Source organism: uncultured Anaerococcus sp. (assembly GCF_963512375.1).
Classification (GTDB): domain Bacteria; phylum Bacillota; class Clostridia; order Tissierellales; family Peptoniphilaceae; genus Anaerococcus.
Genome location: NZ_CAUPMI010000005.1, coordinates 69,430 through 92,928 on the forward strand (window position 1 = coordinate 69,430; position 23,499 = coordinate 92,928).

16 protein-coding genes are annotated in these 23,499 nt (G+C 36.8%); 14 read left to right on the forward strand and 2 right to left on the reverse strand.

The annotated features are described in order from the left end of the window. Positions 1-216 precede the first annotated feature (216 nt). The 10 genes from RRB46_RS03575 (at position 217) to RRB46_RS03620 (ending at position 17,424) form a co-directional block, all read left to right on the forward strand. Positions 217-2,433, forward strand: a complete 2,217-nt coding sequence (locus RRB46_RS03575) for an ABC transporter substrate-binding protein (RefSeq protein ID WP_311537514.1) — start codon at positions 217-219, stop codon at positions 2,431-2,433. 349 nt (positions 2,434-2,782) lie between these two features. After that, the gene (locus tag RRB46_RS03580; RefSeq protein WP_311537515.1) at positions 2,783-4,981 is read left to right on the forward strand and encodes an ABC transporter substrate-binding protein; all 2,199 of its coding nucleotides are present in this window, start codon (positions 2,783-2,785) and stop codon (positions 4,979-4,981) included. Positions 4,982-5,421: 440 nt separating this feature from the next. Beyond that, on the forward strand, positions 5,422-7,605 hold the full coding sequence (locus RRB46_RS03585) for an ABC transporter substrate-binding protein (protein WP_311537516.1): 2,184 nt from the start codon (positions 5,422-5,424) through the stop codon (positions 7,603-7,605). A gap of 512 nt (positions 7,606-8,117) precedes the next feature. Continuing rightward, entirely contained in the window at positions 8,118-9,080 is a 963-nt protein-coding gene (locus RRB46_RS03590; protein ID WP_296129896.1) for an ABC transporter permease, read from the forward strand. Position 9,081: 1 nt separating this feature from the next. Further along, positions 9,082-11,037 (forward strand): ABC transporter permease subunit, encoded by a 1,956-nt coding sequence (locus RRB46_RS03595; RefSeq protein ID WP_311537517.1) that lies wholly within the window; start codon positions 9,082-9,084, stop codon positions 11,035-11,037. An 8-nt stretch (positions 11,038-11,045) separates the two neighbouring features. Beyond that, a complete protein-coding gene (locus RRB46_RS03600) occupies positions 11,046-12,047 on the forward strand; it encodes an ABC transporter ATP-binding protein (RefSeq protein ID WP_311537518.1) in 1,002 nt (333 codons plus the stop codon). Further along, positions 12,037-13,653 carry an oligopeptide/dipeptide ABC transporter ATP-binding protein gene (locus RRB46_RS03605; protein ID WP_311537519.1) on the forward strand — a complete coding sequence of 539 codons (1,617 nt, stop codon included), beginning with the start codon at positions 12,037-12,039 and terminating at the stop codon, positions 13,651-13,653. Before RRB46_RS03600 ends, RRB46_RS03605 begins: the two co-directional genes overlap by 11 nt. Beyond that, positions 13,650-13,838, forward strand: coding sequence for a hypothetical protein (locus tag RRB46_RS03610; RefSeq protein WP_106461222.1), 189 nt, complete (start codon positions 13,650-13,652; stop codon positions 13,836-13,838). The genes RRB46_RS03605 and RRB46_RS03610 overlap by 4 nt, the downstream gene beginning before the upstream one ends. A gap of 1,267 nt (positions 13,839-15,105) precedes the next feature. Further along, positions 15,106-16,920: a glutamine--fructose-6-phosphate transaminase (isomerizing) gene (gene glmS, locus RRB46_RS03615; protein ID WP_311537520.1), complete on the forward strand. Its 1,815-nt coding sequence runs from the start codon at positions 15,106-15,108 to the stop codon at positions 16,918-16,920. Between the two features lie 60 nt (positions 16,921-16,980). After that, on the forward strand, positions 16,981-17,424 hold the full coding sequence (locus RRB46_RS03620; RefSeq protein ID WP_311537521.1) for a hypothetical protein: 444 nt from the start codon (positions 16,981-16,983) through the stop codon (positions 17,422-17,424). A gap of 32 nt (positions 17,425-17,456) precedes the next feature. Here the strand turns inward: RRB46_RS03620 and RRB46_RS03625 are convergent, their stop codons facing one another. Then, positions 17,457-17,711, reverse strand: a complete 255-nt coding sequence (locus RRB46_RS03625; RefSeq protein WP_311537522.1) for a DUF1232 domain-containing protein — start codon at positions 17,709-17,711, stop codon at positions 17,457-17,459. A gap of 165 nt (positions 17,712-17,876) precedes the next feature. Between RRB46_RS03625 and RRB46_RS03630 the strand changes: the two genes are divergently transcribed. From RRB46_RS03630 to RRB46_RS03645, 4 genes are all read left to right on the forward strand, one after another. Next, positions 17,877-18,866, forward strand: coding sequence for a DUF4236 domain-containing protein (locus RRB46_RS03630; RefSeq protein ID WP_311537523.1), 990 nt, complete (start codon positions 17,877-17,879; stop codon positions 18,864-18,866). A 68-nt stretch (positions 18,867-18,934) separates the two neighbouring features. After that, entirely contained in the window at positions 18,935-19,945 is a 1,011-nt protein-coding gene (argF, locus tag RRB46_RS03635; RefSeq protein WP_311537524.1) for an ornithine carbamoyltransferase, read from the forward strand. Between the two features lie 173 nt (positions 19,946-20,118). Further along, the gene (locus RRB46_RS03640) at positions 20,119-20,454 is read left to right on the forward strand and encodes a DUF6110 family protein (RefSeq protein WP_311537525.1); all 336 of its coding nucleotides are present in this window, start codon (positions 20,119-20,121) and stop codon (positions 20,452-20,454) included. Then, complete coding sequence (locus RRB46_RS03645; RefSeq protein WP_311537526.1) at positions 20,451-22,526, forward strand: heavy metal translocating P-type ATPase; 2,076 nt, start codon at positions 20,451-20,453, stop codon at positions 22,524-22,526. Before RRB46_RS03640 ends, RRB46_RS03645 begins: the two co-directional genes overlap by 4 nt. A gap of 69 nt (positions 22,527-22,595) precedes the next feature. Here the strand turns inward: RRB46_RS03645 and RRB46_RS03650 are convergent, their stop codons facing one another. After that, positions 22,596-23,387, reverse strand: a complete 792-nt coding sequence (locus RRB46_RS03650) for a DeoR/GlpR family DNA-binding transcription regulator (RefSeq protein ID WP_311537527.1) — start codon at positions 23,385-23,387, stop codon at positions 22,596-22,598. Positions 23,388-23,499: the final 112 nt, after the last annotated feature.

Sequence of the window (23,499 nt, forward strand, 5' to 3'; positions counted from 1 at the left end):
TTTACAGACCTTGGGCTAAAAATAAAGCTTTAGCCTGATAAGGTTAGCAAGTAAATGTAAAAACTCGCATCTTTAATTGCAAAGACCTTGAAAATATAGAGTGATATTGTATTTTTATTCTTACATATAAAAATAAATTCAAAATACGACTTGACAAAACTACATTAGCAGGATAAAATACTACATAAGAAAAGTTAATTAAATGGGGGAATAAAAATGAAAATGAAAAAAGTATTCTCGACCATGATGGCCCTTGGCCTTGCAGCAACTCTTGCTGCCTGTGGTGGAGAAGAAGCTAAAAAAGATGACGCTGCTGACAAAAAAGAAGATCAAGCAGTAGATCAAGCAGAAGATAAAAAAGAAGACGACAAAGACGCAAAAGATGCTGATGAAAATGCTCTTTCTGATGATGAAAAGGCAGAGTTAGATAACTTCGACAAACAAACAGCTGATGACACCCTAGTAGTAGGTACATCTGAGATGAGCGGGGACTTCTACGGCTCCTGGTCAAATAACTCTTACGATGTTAAGGTTAGACGCTACATAGGTACAGAAGGTAATAATGCTTACCTAACAATGGTACAAGATGAAGGCGGCCAGTGGCAAGCTAATATGACTGTTCTTGAAAAAGAACCAGAAACAGTTAAAAATGAAGATGGATCTGAAACAACAACTTTCACAATCAAAAAAGATTTGAAATGGTCTGATGGACAACCTATAACAGCAGATAACTATCTTTTCGATATGCTATTCCATGCTTATCCTTCTTATCAATTGGTAACAGGAGCATTTACTATAGGTGCAGACTCTGTAAAGGGTTATGAGGCTTATAAGGGTGGAAATGATGATAAGTTTGAAGGTCTTGAAAAAGTTGATGATTATACCTTTAAGGTTACAACTGATGCTTCATACCTACCATATTATGAATCAGCCTTCTTAAAACAAGTGTCACCTTTCCCAATTCACGCTATAGCTGATAATATCGAAGTAGCAAAAGAAGGAAATAAGATAGTTGCTAAAGATGGCTATAAACCAACAGAAGATGAAAAGAAAAAATATATAGAAAACATAGATGCTCAAATAGCTAAGACCAACGAGGACTTCAATGAACAAAATCCAGCACCAAAAGATGATGCAAGCGAAGATGAAAAGAAGGCCTACGAAGAAGCTAAGGCAGAAAATGATAAAAAGGTAGCAGACCTTGAAGGACGTAAGTCAGGCGATATAGACCCAACAAGCATGCTAATAGAAGAAGCTATGCAAAAAGAATTCAACGAATATAGGATAAAACCAACAGTTTCTTGTGGTCCATACAAGTTTGATTCTTATGAAAATAACATGGCAAAATTAAGCCTAAACGAAAACTACGCAGGCAACTTCAAGGGTGAAAAAGCAACCATCCCACATGTAATAGTTCAATATGTAAATAGTAAGATAGCTGTTGACTTACTTGAAAATGGTGACATCGATCTTTGGGAATCAGAAGCTGAAGGTGCTCTAATAGATCAAATGAGAGCTGCAGCTGATGAAGGCAAAATCGGTGGTTACAATACCTTTGAGAGAAATGGTTATGGTAACGTAGTATTCCTAACAGACAGGGGAACTACAAAATATAAGGAAGTAAGACAAGCAATTGCCCACCTAATGGATAGAAACTCATATGTTCAATCATTTGCAGGTGGCTACGGAGTAGTAACAAATGGTATGTACGGTACCAGCCAATGGATGTATAAGGAAAGAGGAGCAGACCTAGAAGCTTCTGATGACTTTAATAAATACACCCTAAACCTAGAAAAAGCAAATGAATTATTAGATAAAACACCATTCAAATTTGAAAAAGATGGTAAGACACCTTGGGATAAGGCAAAAGCTGATGAAGAATATGCTAAAAACGCAGATGGTTTTGATTACTATAGGTATGATGAAAATGGTAATAAACTTCAAGTAAACCAATACGGTTCTGATGAATCACCAATCACAACCCTAATCTCAAACCAAGTTCCAGTAAATGCTAAGCAAGTTGGTATGGAATATAACGTAACAGCAGGATCCTTTGCAACCCTCCTAGATTACTACTACCATCCAAAAGAAGATGCTGAATATACAGTCTTCAACATGGGCTTAAGCTTTGGTACACCATTTGATCCTTGGTATCAATATAACTCAAAAGGTTCTGATAATATGACAAGGACAAATGATCCAAAGGCAGATGAACTAACAGTTAAGCTACGTCAAACAGATCCAGAAGACAAGGAAGGTTATCTAGATACTTGGGAAGAATTTGAAAAATGGTACAACGACTACCTACCAGAAATCCCACTATATTCAAACCAATACCACTCAGGTTACTCTAAGAGGGTAAAAGGCTTTGATATAAATACACCAGTTTGGGAATCTGAATATCAAATCAACGCAATGAGCTTAGAAAATTAAACACCCAAATAAAATTAAGTACACAACGAAAGCAAGGCTTAGTCCTTGCTTTTGTTGTGGGAAAATTTCTTGAATAATATTCAAGGATATTCCACAAAAATGGAGGAGATAAGGCTTTCCATCCTAGCCTAAGATAAGCTTGTGATTAAGCGTTTAGCTAGATAAAGAGCTAACCGGAAATGAAAGAACTTGCAAGAATAAATAACAAATTCCTTGAAAACATGACAAAGTATTAGAATAAATATTCATGAAAGCGAAAAGTAAAACGCTAACAAACTTGACAAAATCGGTTTAATAGAATAAAATATTATACTATAAAAAAGTTACTTAATTTTTTAGGGGGAAAACTATGAAAATGAAAAAAGTATTCTCATCACTTATGGCCCTAGGCCTAGCGACAACTCTAGTTGCTTGTGGTGGAGACACAGCAAAAGACGCTGAAGAAAAAAAAGACGACAAAGCTGCAGAAGCTCCTGCTGATAATAAAGAAGCTCCAGCTGAAGGCGAAGAAACAGCGGCTGATGATAAGGCTGAACTAGAATCATTTGACAAACAAACATCAGATGATACCCTAGTAGTAGGTGCTGTTCAAGAGTTTAACGGTGACTTCCTACAAGGTTGGACAAACAACTCAATGGACGTTAAAGCTCGTAGATACATGGGTATCGAAGGTAACAACGGCTATGGAACTGTAGTTCAAGATGAAAGTGGTCAATGGATAAACAACATGACCGTTCTTAAAGAAGAACCACAAATAGTTAAAAATGAAGATGGTTCTGAAACAACAACCTACAAGATCAAAGAAGACCTAAAATGGTCAGACGGAACACCAATTACAGCTGATGACTACCTATTCGGTTCACTTCTTCACACCTATCCATCATACCAATTAGTAACAGGTTCAACATCAATCGGTGATGACCCACTAATGGGCTATGAAGCATACAAAAATGGTGACAAGGACACATTTGATGGTCTTAAAAAGATTGATGACTATACTTTCAGCATAACAGTAGATGCATCATTCCTACCTTACTACGAAGAAGCAGCCCTAAGAGGCTTTGGTCCATACCCAATCCACGCTGTATCTGAAAACCTTGCTGTAGCACCAGAAGGAAACAAGATCGTAGCTAAAGATGGTTATAAGCCAACAGAAGAAGATAAGAAAAAATACATCGAAAATATCGATAATCAAATAGCTAAAAATAAAGAAGACTTTGACGAAAACAACCCAGCTCCAAAAGATGATGCTAAAGATGAAGAAAAAGCAGCATACGAAGAAGCTAAAAAAGCTCACGATGAAGATATAGCTAAACTTGAATCAAGAAAAACAGGCGATATCGACCCAACAAGCATGCTTATAGAAGATGCAATGCAAAGAGAATACAATGAATACAGAATTAAACCAACTGTAACAGCTGGTCCTTACAAATTCGATGGATTCGAAAACAACATGGTTAAGCTAAGCATCAACGAAAACTACGCTGGTAACTTCAAAGGTGAAAAACCATCAATCCCACACGTAATCCTACAATACGTAAACAAAAATATAGCTATCGACCTACTAATCAATGGCGATATCGATATTTGGGAAGCTGAAGGCGAAGGCCCACTAATAGACCAAATGAGAGCTGCAGCTGATGAAGGTAAAATCGGTGGCTACAACACATTTGAAAGAAATGGTTATGGTAACGTAACATTCCTAACAGACAGAGGAGCTACAAAATACAAAGAAGTTAGACAAGCTATAGCTTCACTAATGGATAGAAACAACTTCGTACAATCATTTGCTGGTGGTTACGGTGTAGTAACAAACGGTATGTATGGTACAAGCCAATGGATGTACAAAGAAAGAGGAGCTGATCTTGAAGCTAACCCAGAATTCAAGAAATATCAATTAAACCTTGATGAAGCTAACAAACTTCTTGATGCAAGTCCATACACATTCGAAGCTGACGGAAAAACTCCATGGGATAAGGCAAAAGCTGACGAAGAATTTGCTAAAAATGCTGATGGATTCGATTACTACAGATATGATAAAGATGGTAAGAAACTTCAAGTAAACCAATACGGTTCTGATGAATCTCCAATCACAACATTAATTTCAAACCAAGTTCCAGTAAACGCTAAACAAGTTGGTATGGAATACAACGTAACAGCTGGTTCATTCGCAACCCTACTTGATTACTACTACTATCCAAAAGAAGATGCTGAATATACAGCCTTCAACATGGGTACAGGATTTGGTACACCATTTGATCCATGGTATCAATACAACTCAAAAGGATCAAACAACACAACCAAGACAAACGATCCAAAAGCTGATGAAATCACAGTTAAACTTCGTCAAACAGATCCAACAAAGAAAGACGAATACCTAGATAACTGGGAAGCTTTCCAAATGTGGTACAACGACTATCTACCAGAAATTCCACTTTACTCTAACCAATACCACACAGGTTACACAAAGAGAGTAAAAGGATTTGATATCAATACACCAGTTTGGGAATCTGAATATCAAATCAATGCCATGAGCATCGAAAAATAAGAAAAAAACATTTAAGGCAGGACTCTTAGGAGTCTTGTCTTTTTATGTAGAAATCTTTACTTTATATAAAATAATATTTATTCATGAAAATTATTTATGGAAAAATGGTAAAGTTAAATAAAAATTAGGAAAAAACAAAATTCCATGCAAAAAACCTGGATATTATGAATAAATATATATTAAAATTTATAAGAAGCTCAGATGAAAATGTAAAACTTTTAAAGAAGATTAATAATTATGGAGCAAAGATTAATTAATTTAGGAAAACCTTGACAAAAAAATATAGATGTTTTACAATTATTGTATAAATTACATATTAATAAGAACTTTATAAGGAAAGTACTTTCAAAATCAAGGGAGATTTTAAATAAATAATCTGAAAAATCAACCCTAATAAAAACCTTTCCAAAAAGACATCCTTATTAATTTAGGAGGAAAAAATGAAGTTAAAAAGAGTCTTTTCATCAATGATGGCTTTAGGCCTAATGGTAACGATTGCAGCATGTGGATCTAGTACAGACAACACAAAAGCTCCAGCAGATGATGCAGCTAAGGAAGATGCAACAAACGCTGAGGGAGATGCTCTAGAAGCCGGTGATGAAAGCCAAGATATAGCTGATTTTGATAAACAAACATCTGACGATACCCTAGTAATAGGAGTAGAAGAAATAAATGGCGACTTTGTCGGTGGTTGGACTAACAACAAGACAGACGTCAAAGCCCGTAGGCTAATGGGTATAGAAGGCAACAACGGCTATTCCACAGTAGTCCAAGATGAAGGTGGTAAGTGGATTGATAATATGACTGTTCTTGAAAAAGAGCCAGAAACTGTCAAAAATGAAGATGGATCAGAAACAACCACCTACACAATCAAAAAAGACCTCAAATTCTCAGATGGTTCACCAATTACAAGCGCTAACTACATTTTCGGTTCTCTACTCCAATCCCACCCAGAATACCAAGTTGTAACAGGATCAACAAATGTAGGAGCAGACTCTGTAGCAGGATATAAGGATTATTTTGCAGGTAAAAACCCAGAATTTACAGGTTTTGAAATAGTAGATGACCACACCTTCAAGGCAACAGTAGATGCAGAATACCTTCCATATTTTGAAGAAGCAGCCCTAAGAGGCTTTGGCCCATTCCCAATTTCAGCCATCACAGAAAATCTAGAAGTATCCAAAGATGGCAAAAAGCTTGTAGCCAAGGAAGGTTACCAAGTAACAGATGAGGATAAGGACAGATACTATAAAAACCTAGATACCTCTATAGGCAAGGCCAAGGAAGACTTTGAAGAAAACTGGTCCTTCATTGAAACTGAAAAAGATGTAACAGAAGAAGAAAAGAAAGAATACGAAGAAGCCAAGGCAGAACTAGATAAGAATATAGCAGAGCTTGAAGCTAGAAAAGGTGGCGATGTAGACCCTACAGAGCTATTGATAGAAGATGCCATGCTAAGATATGCCAATGAATATAGGATAAAACCAAATGTAACAGAAGGACCATATAAGTTTGAATCTTTTGAAAACAACATGGTTAAGCTAAGCCTAAATGAAAACTACGCAGGCAACTTCAAGGGTGATAAGGCCACAATCAAAAATATAATCCTTCAAACAGTCAACAAAAAAATAGCAGTAGACCTCTTAGAAAATGGGGACATCGATATTTGGGAATCTGAAGCAGACGGAGCAAAAATTGATCAGATGAGACAAGCTGCGGAAGAAGGAAAAATCGGTGGCTACAACACCTTTGAAAGAAATGGTTATGGAAATGTGACCTTCCTAACAGACAGGGGATCTACAAAATATAAAGAAGTAAGACAAGCTATAGCCCACCTTATGGACAGAAATAACTTTGTCCAATCCTACGCTGGCGGCTATGGAGTAGTAACAAATGGTATGTATGGTACAAGTCAATGGATGTATAAGGAAAGAGGAGCAGACCTTGAACTAAATCCAGAATTTAAGAAATACCAATTAAACCTAGAAGAGGCTAACAGTCTACTTGATAAGACCCCATACAAGTTTGAAGCAGACGGTAAAACTCCTTGGGATAAGGCGAAGGCAGATGAAGAATTTGCTAAAAATGCAGATGCTTTTGATTACTATAGGTATGATGAAAATGGCAAAAAACTTCAAGTCAACCAATATGGTTCAGATGATTCACCAATCACAACCCTCATATCTAATCAAGTTCCAGTAAATGCTAAGCAAGTTGGTATGGAATATAACGTAACAAGTGGTTCATTTGCAACCCTACTAGAATACTACAACTTCCCAAAAGAAGATGCAGAATATACAGCCTTCAACATGGGAACAGACTTTGGTACACCATTTGACCCTTACTACCAATACAACAGCCAAGGTTTTGATAATAGAACAAAGACCAATGACCCTCTAGCAGATGAGCTAACAGTCAAACTTCGCCAAACAAAACCAGGCGATAACGAAGCCTACCTAGATACTTGGGAGAAATTTGAGATGTGGTATAACGACTACCTACCAGAAATCCCACTATATTCTAACCAATACCATACAGGCTATTCAACAAGGGTTAAGGGCTTTGATATCAATACCCCAATTTGGGAATCTGAATATCAGATCAATGTTATGACCCTAGAATAAAAATAAAGTCCACCTAGGATGGATAAGAGTGATAAAAATATCTAATTGAGAATTGTAAAATTTTATTAACAAAGGATTGGAAGATAGGATTTATTTTATGGAAAAACCTTGAAAATAAAGCTTAATTTCCAATCCTAAGCTTTCTACAATGATATTTATAGATATTCAAACACTAAGTCCAAGTCTGGGTGGACCTTTTAACATAGGCTATGAATTAAGATTAAGAATGTTGAAAAAATACTCATTTGAAAGTATGATTATCAATATTTAGAAAACTTTATAAATATACATGACAAGTCAATTGTTAACAAGTATGCAAATTTTTTGAAGAATTTTTATTAATCAGTCCAAGGGTTTGTAGGAAAATTAAGGTTGACAAAAATGGCTAAATATATTAAACTTGTATGTATAAATTATAATGGTCTAGGACTATGCCCAAAATTCATTTTACTAATATATTAAAGTAATAATACATAGGCAGCAGAAACTAGACGAGAATAGGAAGGAAACTTATGTTACGTTATATAGTTAAGAGAGTATTAAACTTAATACCAGTTGCTCTTATTATATCAATCATGCTTTTTGCCTTTTCAAAGGCCATGCCAGGTGACCCAATCCAGGCAATGATCCCTACTACAGGTAGGATTACCAAGGCACAAAAAGAAGAGATGTATAAGAACTTACAAGCAAGATATGGATATGATAAGCCATTACCAGAACAATATGTCAGATGGTTAGGCAGAACCCTTAAGGGTGACTTTGGTGAATCTACCAGAGTTAGAAGACCTGTTAAGGAATACTTGTCTGAACCACTTAAAAATACAGTTTATTTAAATATTGGTTCTACAATAATTTCCTTTGTGCTTTCGGTGCTCATAGGAATTAGGTCGGCGACCAGGAAGGGAGGAGTCTTTGATAAGACGAGTCAGACCCTAACCTTGGTTGGTCTTTCAATTCCGACTTTCTTTATAGGTTTGATTATGATATTCTTCTTTGCCTTTAGGCTAAAGATGTTCCCAGCTAATGGTATGCCTAGAGAAAATACCTTCGCTGAATGGCTTAAATATCTAACCCTACCTACCCTTACCCTTACAGTAGGTTCTCTTGCATCTCTTTCTAGATATGTAAGAAACTCAATGCTTGATGCTCTTGACCAAGACTATATAAGAACAGCAAGATCTAAGGGTCTTAAGGAAAAAACAGTAGTATATTCTCACGCCTTTAGAAATGCTCTTATTCCAGTAGTAACAGCTTTGACATGGGCGGTTCTTGGAATGTTCTCAGGTTCTGCTATAACAGAGAGAATCTTCTCTTATAGGGGAATTGGTAATGAGCTTATTTCTGCGGTAATGGCTCAAGATTACAATGTAATCCTTGCCCTATCAATGTTCTATGCTATACTTACACTTTTAGGTAACCTCCTAATGGATATAGCCTATGCCCTAGTAGACCCAAGAGTAAAATTGGAGGCTTAATATGAATAGAAAATTAAATAAACCATTCAAATCTTATTTTAGCTTCCTAAAAGCTTACCTCTTAAGAGGCTTTACCTTTGCAAATGGCATGGATAGCGATTTAAATTCGCAAAATTCAGAAAACCAAGGTCCAAAAAGTGACCTTAATGCTAACCTTGAGGGCGGCCCAAAACAGAGCCCTGAAAATGATAAGCTAAAAGAAGAAGCTATCATGAGCCCTGGCAAGGTAGCAGTTAGAAACTATTTTAGAAATCCACTTGGTGTTATAGGACTTGCTATGTTTATAGCTATAGTTCTTGTAATCTTTGTCGGATCAAAAATGCTTCCTTTTGACCAATACTATTCTCAAGGTAACCTTACAAACGTATCACCAGGAGCAGGTTATATGAATTATCCTAGTGAAATGGAAAAGGAAGGTGTGTCTAAAATTTCTATAGGTAACACCTTTGCAGTAGGTCTTACAGAAGAAAATAACCTTTATGTTTGGGGTTCAAATAACGAAGATAATGTATTAAATATTCCGGATAATATAAAGGATAAGATTAAACAAGGTAATATCAAAGATGTGGCAGCAGGTGATAGACATATCCTAGTTGCTACAAAAGATGATCAAATATATGGTTGGGGTAATAAGACCTTTGACCAAACAAAAACACCTCCAATGCAAGAAGCTAAAATCAAAGAAGAGGGTATTGCAAAAATTGGCGGTGGTAGTCAATATTCAGTAGTTCTTACAAACAAGAACAACCTTATAGTATGGGGTTCAACCCTTGCATCAAGACTGGATATGATTCCTTCAAAGATTCAAGGTCAAATAGTCGACTTTGATACAAACACAATCAACGTAATAGTAGTTAAAAAAGATGGCTCAATCGACCTTTTAGGTGTAAGAGGAGCTGAAAATGATACAGCTATGCCTGCTGAACTAAGAGAAGGTAAGGAAAAGGTCAAAAAAGCCGTTCTTACAGCCAACTCTGCAGCAGCCCTTACTGAAGATGGCAAGTTATTTGTTTGGGGTCCATCTAGAGATAAATTATCTGGAGACAATGTTCCAAAATTTGACGGAAAACTTGTAGACATTCAAGCAAGCGATTCAGTTCTAACAGCCCTAGATGAAAATGGAAAAATCTACCAATGGGGTATAGAAAACTACGGAGAGCTTAAGACTCCAGACGGCAAATTTAAGCAAGTATTTGCAAACTACTTCAACAATTATGCAGTAGATGAAAATGGAAAAATCGATACTTGGGGACTAAATGGTTTTAGATTTGGTTCAGATGACCAAGGACGTGATATATTTACAAGACTAATCCACGGTGGAAAGATGACCATGATTATCTCACTTATTTCATCAATTATCCAAATCGGACTTGGTGTTTTAATAGGTATGGTATCAGGTTTCGTCGGTGGTAGGGTTGATAACGTGCTTATGAGAATATCAGAGATCGTTGCATCCTTCCCATTCTACCCAATGCTAATTTCCCTATCTGCACTCCTTCCACCAGGAGCAAGCCAAGAGCAAAGAATAACTATGGTTATGATTCTTTTAGGTGTTCTAGGTTGGACAGGACTTGCCCGTCTTGTACGTGGACAAATCCTTGCAGAGCGTGAAAGAGATTATATTACAGCAGCCAAGGCACTTGGTGTAAAAGACTGGTCAATCATGATCAAACACATTTTACCAAACGTCTTATCAATAGTTATAGTAAATGCGACCATAGGTTATGCGGGCAACCTCCTAACTGAAAGTGGTCTATCATTCTTAGGATTCGGTGTTCAAGAGCCTACACCATCTTGGGGTAACATGCTTACAGCAGCCCAAAGTTCGGATGTACTTAACACTTACTGGTGGAGATGGGTATTCCCAGCCCTAGCAGTATTCTTGACATCCTTCTCAGTTAACCTTATAGGTGATGCCCTAAGAGATGCAATCGACCCAAGAGCAAACGAAAGATAGGTGAAAATATGAGTTTACTAGAAATAAAAAATCTCCATACCTACTTTTCTACAAGACGTGGTCTAATAAAGGCAGTTAACGACGTAAGCTTGTCAGTTGACGCAGGAAAAACCCTAGGACTTGTAGGCGAGTCTGGATCTGGTAAGAGCCAGACAGCTATGAGTATTCTCCAATTATTTGAATCAAACCAAAAGATTTATGGTGGTGAGATATACTTCGATGGAGAAAAAATCTCAGAATACAATACAAGCCAGATGGAGCATATCAGGGGAAATAAGATTTCAATGATCTTCCAAGAGCCAATGAGCTCCCTAAACCCTGTATTTACAGTAGAAAAGCAACTTTCAGAAGTTCTAATGCTCCATAAGGGAATGAATAAAAAACAAGCAGCTGAAAGAGTTGAAGAACTCTTAGCAGCTGTTAAAATACCAAACCCACACGTAGTAACCAAGCAATACCCATTTGAATTATCAGGTGGTATGAACCAAAGAGTAATGATAGCCATGGCCCTTGCTTGTGAACCAAAATTACTAATAGCAGATGAGCCTACAACAGCACTTGATGTAACAATCCAAGCCCAAATCTTAAGGCTAATGAATGACCTAAAACATAAGGCTGGAACATCAATCCTCTTTATCACCCACGATTTAGGTGTAATCAACCAAATGGCTGATGAAGTAGCAGTAATGTATTGTGGACAAATCGTAGAACAATCACCAGTAGAATTTATCTTCAAACGTGACATAACAGATTTCAACCACCCATACACAGTAGCCCTTCTAAACTCAATCCCATCTATCACATCAGATAGAAACGAGAGATTAGATATCATACCAGGAAGTGTACCTCACCCACTTAACCTACCAGATGGTTGTAAATTTGCTGATAGGTGTAAATTTGCTACAGAAAGATGTATAAAAGAGATGCCTGAGCTTAGAAAGGTAAGCGAGAACCAACTAATCAGGTGCCACTACCCAAATAGAAAGGAAAGAGAAGAAGATGGAAAATAAAGACAAGAAGGTCTTATTTAAGATAAGAAACCTCAAAAAATATTTCCCTCTTAAGAAAAAGGGCTTTTTCAACAGAGGTCCAGGCGAATATGTCCACGCCAATGAATCTATATCAATAGATATCTATGAGGGTGAAACACTTGGTCTAGTAGGAGAGTCAGGTTGTGGTAAGTCAACCTTCGGTAGAACCTTACTACAAATATATGAACAAACAGAGGGAACAACCCTATACTACGGCAAAACTCTAGAAGATTTAGCCCCAGAGTATATGGGCAATATGATTAATAAAATCCCATCAAAATTCCCAAACTACCACAAGGAACTAGATGAGTTAAACAAAATCTATGAGGACCTAGAAAAGGCTGAAACAGACGAAGACAGGGCTATGAACAACGAAAAAGCTATGTTCAAACGTCGTGAAATAGAAGAAGAATACCTAAACATGATTAGAATAGCAGGAGGTCTTCTTGCATCAGATGATCTAAACAAGGTAGCAAGCCTGCTAAATGAGGAATATCAAATCCTAAAAGAAAGAGCCAAAGTTTTTACAGCCATAGAAGAATTTGAACAAAAATCTCAAATGATGGTAAGAACCTGGGAAGATTACGACAAGATCTTGGCAGAAGATCCAAAGTATAAAGAATTAACAAACAAGCTTGATGAAATCTCAAAGAGAGTCCAAGAAAAAAGAGATGAAATCGAAGCTTACAGACAAACCCTAAAAGATAAAGATAAGTTTAATGAGCTAGAAAGTCAACTAGACCACGGTATAGACTTATCAGAGTTAACAAAAGAAGAGATGAGACAACTCCGTAAAGACCTACAAATGATCTTCCAAGACCCATACGGATCCCTTGATACAAAGATGACAGTAGGTAACATCATCGGTGAAGGTGTTCTAGGCCACGAATTATTCAAATCTAGAAATGAAAAAGGCTACAACGAATATATCCAAGAAACAATGGAAAAATGCGGTCTAGCCCCATACTTCCTTCACAGATATCCACACCAATTCTCAGGTGGACAAAGACAAAGAATAGGTATAGCCAGAGCCCTAGCCCTAAAACCAAGCTTTATAGTTTGCGATGAGGCAGTATCAGCCCTAGACGTATCTATCCAGTCACAAATCATCAACCTTCTTCAAGACCTAAAAGAAGAAAATAACCTAACCTACCTATTCATCACCCACGACCTATCAGTAGTAAAATATATCTCTGACAGGATAGGGGTAATGTATTTAGGAGTAATGGTAGAGCTTGCAGACTCAGAAAAAATCTTCGCAAACCCACTTCACCCATACACCAAAGCCCTACTACAAGCCATACCAAGGACAGATGTAGAGCAAGGTCAAGAGCTAGCAGTAATAGAAGGAGATATACCTTCAGCAGTAAAACCACCAAAGGGATGTAGGTTCCATACAAGGTGCGAATACGCCATGGATATCTGCTCAAACTTTGAGCCAGAATTAAAAGATAATGGCGACGGCCACTTCGTAGCCTGCCACCTAATGGATGTATCAGAAGAAGAAAAACAAAAAGCTTACGAGAAAAACATGGCCAAGAGAGCCAAAGAAGCCGAAGAATTAGAAGAAATATCTGCCATATGAAAAGACCAATAGACAGATTTAAAGGCAAGTCCAGGGAGGAAATCGAAGCAAAAGAAGACCTCCTAGACAGGGACAACCTAGAAAGAGGAGACAAGCTAGCAATGTTTCTAGCAGCCATGAGAGTCTTCATGCCCTTCGTCCTCCTACTTCTAGCGCCAATATTTTTATTAGCATACTTTATGTGAAAACCAGGATTTTATAAATTCTGGTTTTTTTGTTCCAGAAACTAGATTTATATTATTAAATTTAATATTATTATTTACCTTAATTCCTCGTAATGTTATCTCATAATAAATAATTATTATATACAATTGAATCTTCGTTTAAGGGGGAGGCCCAAGGGACCTTCCGCATGGTCCCTCATTGGCCTCCCCCTTGCACCCCCTCCCCGTTACACCCCCAGGCGGCCCCTAAAGCGGGGAGCATGATTAGAAGCTTGCCTTCGGCAAGCCACTATTTGTATACAGAATCCCTTGTATTAGCTATCTCTATACTTACTGATTTTGACATTCCGATGCCTAAAAATCTCAATCTAGTCCAAATATTTCTTTTTTATTTACTCTACATCTCAGCACTTATAGAATTTTTATTTTTACTCGTGCGTCAGGAGATTTTCTTAACGGCATCTCCATTTACAAAATCTCCCGACCTTGGGGTTTTTATTCTGTATTCTGAGAGAATATTAACTGCAAAGCAGGTCTTAGGCTCGTTTACTTCGCAAACATCGCGGTCGGTGGGTCTTATTTTTATCGCGATAGCGATGAATTTTCTAATTTATTGAAAGATTTAAAATAAGAAGTACCCGTTAAGAAAATCACACTGACAGCCACATTTAAATACAAATACTATAACTACTAAGACGACAAGTAACTATAAAAAGTATAGTTGGACTAGATTGTGATTTTTAGGGGACTTTTGTTTTTAAATCAGTAAGAACAAGGCTAGATAAATACGAAGTAATCCATCATAATAAAGAAGATTTTTGAAAAAAATCTACATATTTCGCCCTCCGCTAAGGAGTCGCTTGCGGGGTGTAACGAAGTGGGGGTGTAAGGGGGAGGGCGATGAGGACCCATGCGAAAGGGTCCTTGGCCCTCCCCCTTTGGCGAAGTCATCAGCTTGATGACAACCCTTTATTATGAGATGATATTACGAAGAATTAAAACTTATAATAATATTATCTTGGATAATAAAAAAGGGATTTTTAGGGGATGCCCCTAAAATAATTTTATCTTGGATAATAAAGAAAAAAAGAATATAATATTTCCTAATGAGGTAAAAATAAAAAAGCGCCAGATCCCTTTGGGATGACGAGGGAGGAAGTTATCGAAAATTCGGCGGGAGCTTCCTGGGTTCACAGCCCTAGTGTTAGACAAAAGCAGAGAGTAATTTCTGTTACAGAGAAGACACAGTGGCCTCATTAATATCTATAAAAATTAATAAGGAGGCACTATGTGCGGAATAGTATGTTACAAAGGAAGTCTTGATGCTAAGGATATCATCCTTGATGGTCTAGAAAAGCTAGAATACAGAGGTTATGACTCAAGTGGTATAGCTATTATTAAGGATTCTAAGCTTGAGATCCACAAGGAGAAGGGCCCTATTTTAAGTCTTAAGGAAGAAATAGCAGGCAAAGACTTATCTTCTCACATAGGCATTGGCCATATTAGATGGGCAACCCACGGTGAGGCTAGCAAGGAAAATGCCCACCCACACACATCTGCCGATGGCAAGATTGCTATAGTTCACAATGGTATTATAGAAAATTATAAGGACCTTAAGGATGAATTAGCCAAGGAAGGCTATTCTTTCAAGTCTCAAACAGATACAGAACTTGTTGCTATTTTACTTGGCAAATTTTATGACGGGGATCTTCTAAAGGCCTTAATTAAAGTTAAATCAATGATTGAAGGTTCCTTTGCTATCGGGGCAATATCAGAAGATGAGCCAGATAGGCTTGTAGGCATCAGGAAGGATTCTCCTATGGTACTTGGCCTTATGGATGATGGCTTTATTTTAGCATCTGACAGCCCATCTTTTATAAAATATACCAATAAGCTAATCTATCTAGAAAATGAAGATATAATCGACATCAAGGGCGATTCTTACAAGATTTATGACAAGGACCTAAAGGAAGTAGCAAGAGAAGAAAAAACTACATCTTTTGGGGCAAATGATGCATCAAAAGAAGACTATGACCACTTCATGCTTAAGGAAATTGAGGAGCAAGCTGATGTCATAGGAAGATTAGCTGAAGCCCACCTAGATAAGGAAGGCCTAAAAGTAAAGAGTAAGGTCTTTAGCGAAGAAGAAATCAAATCCTTTAATAAAATCTATATAGTTGCTTGTGGTACAGCCTACAATGCTGGCCTAGTTGGCAAGGCTCTTTTTGAAAAATATTTAAGGATACCTGTTACTTGCGATTTGGCTTCAGAATTTAGGTACTCTGACCCACTTGTAGATGAAAATACCTTGGTAATTTTCCTATCCCAATCTGGAGAAACAGCCGATACCCTAAAGGCCCTAGACCTTGCAAAAAGCCTAGGAGCCATGACACTTGCAATTACAAATGTAAGAGAATCATCAATTGATAGGCAAGCAGAAAGAACAATCTACACCGAGGCAGGCCCTGAGATAGCGGTAGCATCAACCAAGGCCTACACCAGCCAACTTTTAAATCTCTACATCCTAGGCCTAGAATTTAATGAAGTCTTAGGAAAGTTTGATGCTAAGGAGATTATCGAAGAAATATTTGCCCTTCCTCAAAAGATAAAAAATATAATTGATAGGAAAGAAGAGCTAAAATATTTTGCAAACGAGCTTAAGGATAAGGAACATCTTTTCTACCTAGCAAGAGGACTTGACTACCAAACAGCCATAGAAGCAAGCCTAAAGGTAAAGGAGATATCCTATATCCACAGCGAAGCCTTCGCTTCAGGAGAGCTAAAACACGGCACCATAGCCCTAATAGAAGATGGCACTCCTGTCATAGGCATCCTAAGTCAAAAAGACCTTTTGGATAAGGCTCTTTCAAATCTAGAAGAGGTAAAAGCTAGAAAGGCAGAGGTCTTTACCATAACAAATCTAAAGGATAAGAGAATAAGCGATATAGGAGTTGCAAGCTTTATCTTTGATGAAACCCTAGATATCCTAGCCCCAATCCTTTCAGTAGTTCCTTGCCAAATCCTTGCCTACTACACATCCCTAGCCAAGGGCCTAAATGTAGATAAGCCAAGAAATCTAGCCAAATCTGTAACTGTTGAATAAAATATAATTATAAATTTCACTATCTATTCGTAAAAATATTGAAATATAAAGGAGTTACCTATGAAACATAGAAAAATATTCATGGCAATTGGACTAATATTTATAATGTTTTTTACGGCGAGAGCTTATTTTATATACCAAGACTTAAAGATTGAAAAAGAAATAAGGGAATCCTTAAAGGATGATAAAGCTGAGATAGTGTCTTTCATAAATGATGCTGATTCTAGCTTGGATCAAAAATTCAAATACAAAAGTTTTGACCTAAGAAAGTTTGATAAGTTTCCAGACCTTGCTAAATTTGTCTATAAGTCCAAGGGCTTTGGATCTGCGTCTATTTATTATGGATTCTACTATATAAAAGATGACGACCTGACTTTATTGGGACTGAACAAACTTGAACCTAAGTCGGATGGCGAATATTTTTTTAAGGAAAAAGATTCTGACAATGAGATAAGACTTAAAAAGATAGAAGATGAGATTTATTATTTTAAAGAGACCTACTAAAAAAGGGGGCAGCTAGAAGAGCCGCCCTCTTTTTAGTTTTCTATTTGTTTTTGGATTTCTTCATTTTTTACCATATCTGGTATCATTTTGTTTGAAAAATATATGAGCAAGATTGTTATAAGCCCATCATCAAGCCAACCTAGGAAGGGAAGGACATCTGGCAAGACATCTGCCGGTAGTACTATATAGGTTATGGCTAGAAGGGCCAGGATTTTGGAAGATGTTGGTGTGTTTTTATTAAAAAGAGCCTTTATATAAGTTGGTAGGGTTTTTCTAATTTTGTTCATAAAATCTCCATTTCTTTTTAAAATATTAATATTTATTTTAATAATATTAACTTCTATCTTTATTATACTTGAAAAACTTTAATGTCAAATCAATTATATTAAAATCAACCATCGATAAGGAAGAAATTTGCTTTTGTGATATAATACTAGTAAGAAGGAGGGATTATGGGATTTAGATTTAGAAAAAGTATAAACCTTGGCAAGGGTTTTAGAATAAATATGTCTAAGACCGGTCCGGGATTTTCTTGGGGCGGCAAGGGCTTTAGGATAACTCGCACCGCAGGCGGCAAGATTAGAGGATCAGCTTATATACCAGGCACAGGCCTTTCCTACCAAAAGGAATTTTCAAATCCTTTAGATTCTGTCTTTAAGGGAGAAAAGAAATCTAGTCCAAAGACCACCGGTCCTAGGGAAGATTTTTCGACCAAGTCTTACGATTTAGATTTTAAAAATATTAAGAGTGATGCTCTTGAAGAAGTCCTAACTAAGACAGGCAGGACTTATCCTTTGAGAATGCCGGGACTTTTGGTCTTTATAGCTGGAATCATATTGACTTTTATCCAACCATATTTGGTAATTGTAGCTATAATCGGGGCTATCATGTATTTTTACAAGAAGGGGACAGATTCAATAAAAATCGACTATGATTTTGAAAATGATGCAAAAGATGAATATGACCTAACAAATAAGCTTTTGGAGGGAATTTTAGAATCTGACGCTGTTTGGCTTGTAAGGGAAATGGAAAGGGACAATGACGATAATATAATCAGATCTAGAGAGTCTTTGGCCATAAAAAATGACATAGAAGGCCCGCTTGATACAAATGTCAAGGTTAAAAGCCTAGCAGCTAAGAATTTTACTATGAGCTTCTTGCCAGACTGTCTGCTTTTATATCAAGATGGTGATTACAGGGCTCTTTCCTATGAGAATTTAAAAATTGATCTAAGAGCTGAGACTTTCCTAGAAGAAGAGAAAATCCCTGATGCGACCCTAATTTCAAAATCCTTTCTCCATGTAAATAAGGATGGGACTTGCGATAAGAGATACAAGGATAATCCAGAGATGTATTTGGTAGACTATGGGATTTTGGAGATAAAAGCCGATGATTTAGAACTTCTAATCGTATTTTCAGATACGGTTATTGATGGTAAATAATAATTAGTTACAAGGCCCTTTTTATTTTAAATTTAAGAGGGTATTTTAGACTTACAAAAGGAGAGAAGATGCAAGTCGATTTAAGAAATAGAAATGTAATAGCCTTAAAGGATTTTAGCGAAAAAGAAATCCTATATTTAATAGATGAGGCAGCAAGGTTTAAGGACCTAAAGGCTAAGAGAAAGCCCCACAAATACTTGGAGGGACAAAATATTATCCTGCTTTTTGAGCAAAGCTCTAATAGGACTAGGACTTCCTTTGAGGTGGCAGCTTTTGACTTAGGCCTCGGTGTGTCCTTAGTAGACCTAAGATACAATACCCTAGGAACTAATGAATCATTAGAAGATGCCATCTCAGTCTATGATAGATACTATGACGGGATAGTTTATAGGGGGCCTGACCAAAAGCTTCTAGAGTACATGATAGATTTGACAGAAATACCTATCTATAATGCTCTCACAGACAAGTTCCACCCAAGCCAGATGATAGCTGATATGCTTACAATCAGGGAAAAATTTGGCAGACTTGAAGGTCTTAAACTTGTTTATTTGGGCTATACAGGAGATAATATGCCATCATCCCTTGCCATTACTTGTGCTAAGCTTGGGATAAATTTTGTAGGTTGTGGACCTCTTGATTATGCTGCTGATAAGGATGTAGTAAGCCTATCAAATATGTTTTCTAAAAACCACCACTCAGATGTAATCTATACTGACAATGTCAAGGAAGCGGTTAAAGATGCAGATATAATTTATACAGACATGTGGATTGGTCTAAATGAAAAGGATGATGTGCCTGTAGATAGGATTAAAAAGCTTTATCCATTTAGGGTTACCCAAGAGATTATGGATATGACTAAGGAAGATTCGATTTTCATGCACTGTTTGCCAGCCTTCCACGATAAGAAATCGACCCTTGCCCAAAAGGTAATAGAAAAGCTACCTAGCGATATGGACCTAGATGGGATGGAGGTAGCAGATGAGGTCTTTAGGTCTGAAAAATCTATGGTTTTTGACCAAACTGAAAATAGGATTGGGGCTGTAAAGGCGATTTTATATTCAACTTTAAGATATGAATAGTCTACGGCCATCTTATGAAATATTATTCATATGAATCGAGTTGAAAAAGATTGAATCAAATAAATGAATTTGATAATCATTTAAAACAAGGGAAAAACAAGAGTTTTTTATTGACTTGTGATAATAGATATAATATAATATAAGTATAATATTTATACAATATAGGAGGAGTTATGATTAATAAAAAAGTATTAAGAATAGGTGCAGGAGTTTTAGTTGGAGCTCTTGGAGGAAAGGTTCTTACTTCACAATTAGCAAAAAAAGCAGCTGTAGGAGCTGTTGCTGGCGGATTAAGAGTAAAGGAATCACTAGATAAGACAATCGAACAAGTTAGAGTTTCTGCTGATGACATAGTTGCAGAAGCTAAGGAAGCAAACTTAAAAGAAGATTTAGAAAAAGCTCAAAAAGAAGCTGACCTAGATATAGAAAAGGTTGCTCAAGATGACCTTAAAGAACAAATAAAAGAAGAAATTAAGGCAGAACTTAAAGAGGAAGAAGAGAAAGAATGAGGGCAAGTTTAGCCCATAGGCTAGATACTAGAGCTAGGTTCGTCTACGAAGAGAACCTAAGCTTTGATCTAGCCAATAATTTAAAATATCTTATTGAGGGTGTAAAGGGGGTTAATCTTTGCAAGATTAATCCTTTGGCCAATTCATTTACAGTATATTTTGAAAAGGGAAGCCTAGCTAGGCTTGCAAAATTTGTTTTAAATCTTGACATAAATGAGGTAAAAGAGCTAGAAATTGATGATCCTGACTTCTACCCTCAAGAAGAGGAAGATGTATTTAGGATAGTAAGAGATGCCCTTTATAGGAGGGCCTTTTTTAGGTATTGCATTCCAGCTCCATTAAGCTCTTATCTAATTTTTGTTAGGGCCTACCCATTTATTAGAGATGGAATCAAGGCTCTATGGAAGAGGAAGCTCAATGTAGACCTCTTGGATGCCACAGCCATTTCTGTATCCCTTGCAACAGGAGAATATGGAGATGCTGCCAACATCATGTTCTTGCTAGACCTTGGCGAAAGGCTGGAAGAATACACCCTAAAGAAATCTCAAGATGACCTAGCCCATTCCTTGGCCCTAAATATAGACAAGGTATTTGTCCAGGAGAATGGCCAAAAGGTATTAAAAGCTCTAAAAGATGTTGAAATTGGCGATTTAGTAGAGGTTGAAATGGGGTCAACCATACCAGTTGATGGAGAGGTTGTAGAAGGCCTTGCCATGGTAAATGAAGCGTCCTTTACAGGTGAAAGCGAAGCAGTTAAGAAAAACAAGGGATCGGTAGTTTTTGCAGGAACAGCCCTTGAAGAAGGTAATATTCTTATAAAAGTTTCTAAAAAATATGACGATTCAAGGCTAAGCCACATCATAAATCTGATTTCAGAAAGTGAGAGAAATAAGTCCTTATCACAGAAAAAGGCAGAAAATATGGCAGATTCCCTAGTCAAATACTCCTTCATAGGAGCAGGTCTAACCTACCTACTTACTAGGAATTTCACCAAGGCCAAGTCATTTTTAATGGTAGACTTTTCTTGTGCCCTAAAACTAACAATTCCAATAGCTGTCATGAAGGCTATTAGCCAATCGTCTGACATGGATGTAATTGTAAAGGGCGGTAGGTTTTTAGAAAATCTTTCAAAGGCTGACACCATAGTCTTTGATAAGACAGGAACCCTAACCAAGTCTGAGCCAAAGCTTGCAAAGGTCATTGCCCTAACAGACATAAACGAAGATGAGTGCCTAAGGATTGCTGCTTGTCTTGAAGAGCACTTCCCACATTCCATAGCCAATGCTGTAGTAAAGGCGGCCAAGGATAAGGATCTTCACCACGAAGAGATGCACTCAAAACCAGAATATATAGTAGCCCACGGCATAAGGTCATATATAGTCGACAAGCCAGCCCTAATAGGATCAGAGCACTTTGTCCTAGAAGATGAGGGAATAGAGATATCTGACCAAACTAGAGCTATGATAGATGACCTTAAGGAACACTATTCACTTCTTTATCTAGCCTTCTCAGGTAGACTCATTGCAGTTTTATGCATTGAAGATCCAATAAGAGAAGATGCAAAAGATGTAATAAAAGAGCTTAGAAAACTTGGGATTAATGAGATAGCCATGCTTACAGGCGATGCAGAAAACGCAGCAAGAGCGGTGGCAGAAAAGCTAGGTATAGACCATTACCAATCCCAAGTCTTGCCAGAAGATAAACAGGCTTATATCAAAAAGAAAAAGGCAGAAGGCAGGACAGTAATCATGATAGGCGATGGAATAAATGACTCAGTAGCCCTATCTGCAGCAGATGTAGGCATAGCCATGCACCAAGGAGCAGATATAGCCAAGGAAATCTCAGACATATCCATAGGCACAGATAGCCTCTACGGCCTAATAGATGCTATAAAGCTCGCCAAATCCATGGATAAAAGGATAAAAGATGATTACAAAAAAATAGTAGGCATAAACTCAAGCCTAATAGCCCTAGGAGTCCTAGGCTATCTCACAAACACAACATCATCCCTAATCCACAACCTATCCACAGTCATGATAGGTGGTCAAAATATGAAAGATTATAAAATTTAATAAAAAAAGACAAGTAATGAATGATATAAAATTTGGATAAAAATTTTATCATCAAATACTTGTCTTTTTTTATTTAGCTAAGATAAGTTTTATATTTTTACTTTCTAGATAATCAATCCACTCTTTGCTAATATTGGAGTCTGTAACTATAACATCTATGTCATCTAAATCACAAAAATGAACGGATTTCACAGTATCAAATTTGCTTGAATCAACGAGCAAGATAACCTCCATAGAATTCTTTATAATGGTTTTCTTGGTGGAAAGCTCATATGTATTAGCGCAGGTAATTCCCAAATCCTTGTGAACACCAGCAGCGGATAGGAAAACTTTGTTGGCCCTTGTGCTTTCAATAATTCCTAGACTTTCAGAAGATTCAAACATACCAGTATTTCTGTGGAAAACTCCCCCGGCCAGAATTAAGTCGATATTGTCCTTATACATCAAATTAAGGAAATTATTCGATGAGAATACCAAACAAGTGCATTTCAAATTATCTGCAATATTTCTTGATAAACCATCAGTTGTAGTACCGGTGTCAATTATTATAATATCATCATCTTTTATAAGCTTGGCAGCTGTTTTTCCTATGATATGTTTTTCCTTATTATTTAGTTTTAGATTTTGATCTAGGTCGTAGAAAGAATCATTTCCCAAAATTGTAGGGTTGTCTATAGATTGATTATAGACAACAGCTCCGTGGTAGGACTCGATTATATCTCTATCCTCAAGTATTTTTAAATCTCTTCTTATAGTCATCTCAGAAACCGATATTTTTTGTGCCAACTCTCTAACAGAGCTGCCATTTTTATTTTTTATAATGTTAATAATTTTATTTAATCTTTCATCTTTTTTAGACATAATATTCCACCCTTAGCTTAATTGTACCATAAAATCCCCTAAAAATTAATAGCTGTAAGCGTTTTTGAAAAAAATGGTAAAATTATAACATTTTATGTTGACAAAATAACAA

Coding starts and splice junctions, on each gene's coding strand:
- RRB46_RS03630 (WP_311537523.1), top strand. CDS start 17,877: ATGGGATTTAGATTTAGAAAAAGTATAAACCTTGGCAAGGGTTTTAGA.
- RRB46_RS03640 (WP_311537525.1), top strand. CDS start 20,119: ATGATTAATAAAAAAGTATTAAGAATAGGTGCAGGAGTTTTAGTTGGA.
- RRB46_RS03595 (WP_311537517.1), top strand. CDS start 9,082: ATGAATAGAAAATTAAATAAACCATTCAAATCTTATTTTAGCTTCCTA.
- RRB46_RS03610 (WP_106461222.1), top strand. CDS start 13,650: ATGAAAAGACCAATAGACAGATTTAAAGGCAAGTCCAGGGAGGAAATC.
- RRB46_RS03650 (WP_311537527.1), bottom strand. CDS start 23,387: ATGTCTAAAAAAGATGAAAGATTAAATAAAATTATTAACATTATAAAA.
- RRB46_RS03645 (WP_311537526.1), top strand. CDS start 20,451: ATGAGGGCAAGTTTAGCCCATAGGCTAGATACTAGAGCTAGGTTCGTC.
- RRB46_RS03620 (WP_311537521.1), top strand. CDS start 16,981: ATGAAACATAGAAAAATATTCATGGCAATTGGACTAATATTTATAATG.
- RRB46_RS03605 (WP_311537519.1), top strand. CDS start 12,037: ATGGAAAATAAAGACAAGAAGGTCTTATTTAAGATAAGAAACCTCAAA.
- argF (WP_311537524.1), top strand. CDS start 18,935: ATGCAAGTCGATTTAAGAAATAGAAATGTAATAGCCTTAAAGGATTTT.
- RRB46_RS03590 (WP_296129896.1), top strand. CDS start 8,118: ATGTTACGTTATATAGTTAAGAGAGTATTAAACTTAATACCAGTTGCT.
- RRB46_RS03600 (WP_311537518.1), top strand. CDS start 11,046: ATGAGTTTACTAGAAATAAAAAATCTCCATACCTACTTTTCTACAAGA.
- glmS (WP_311537520.1), top strand. CDS start 15,106: ATGTGCGGAATAGTATGTTACAAAGGAAGTCTTGATGCTAAGGATATC.
- RRB46_RS03575 (WP_311537514.1), top strand. CDS start 217: ATGAAAATGAAAAAAGTATTCTCGACCATGATGGCCCTTGGCCTTGCA.
- RRB46_RS03625 (WP_311537522.1), bottom strand. CDS start 17,711: ATGAACAAAATTAGAAAAACCCTACCAACTTATATAAAGGCTCTTTTT.
- RRB46_RS03580 (WP_311537515.1), top strand. CDS start 2,783: ATGAAAATGAAAAAAGTATTCTCATCACTTATGGCCCTAGGCCTAGCG.
- RRB46_RS03585 (WP_311537516.1), top strand. CDS start 5,422: ATGAAGTTAAAAAGAGTCTTTTCATCAATGATGGCTTTAGGCCTAATG.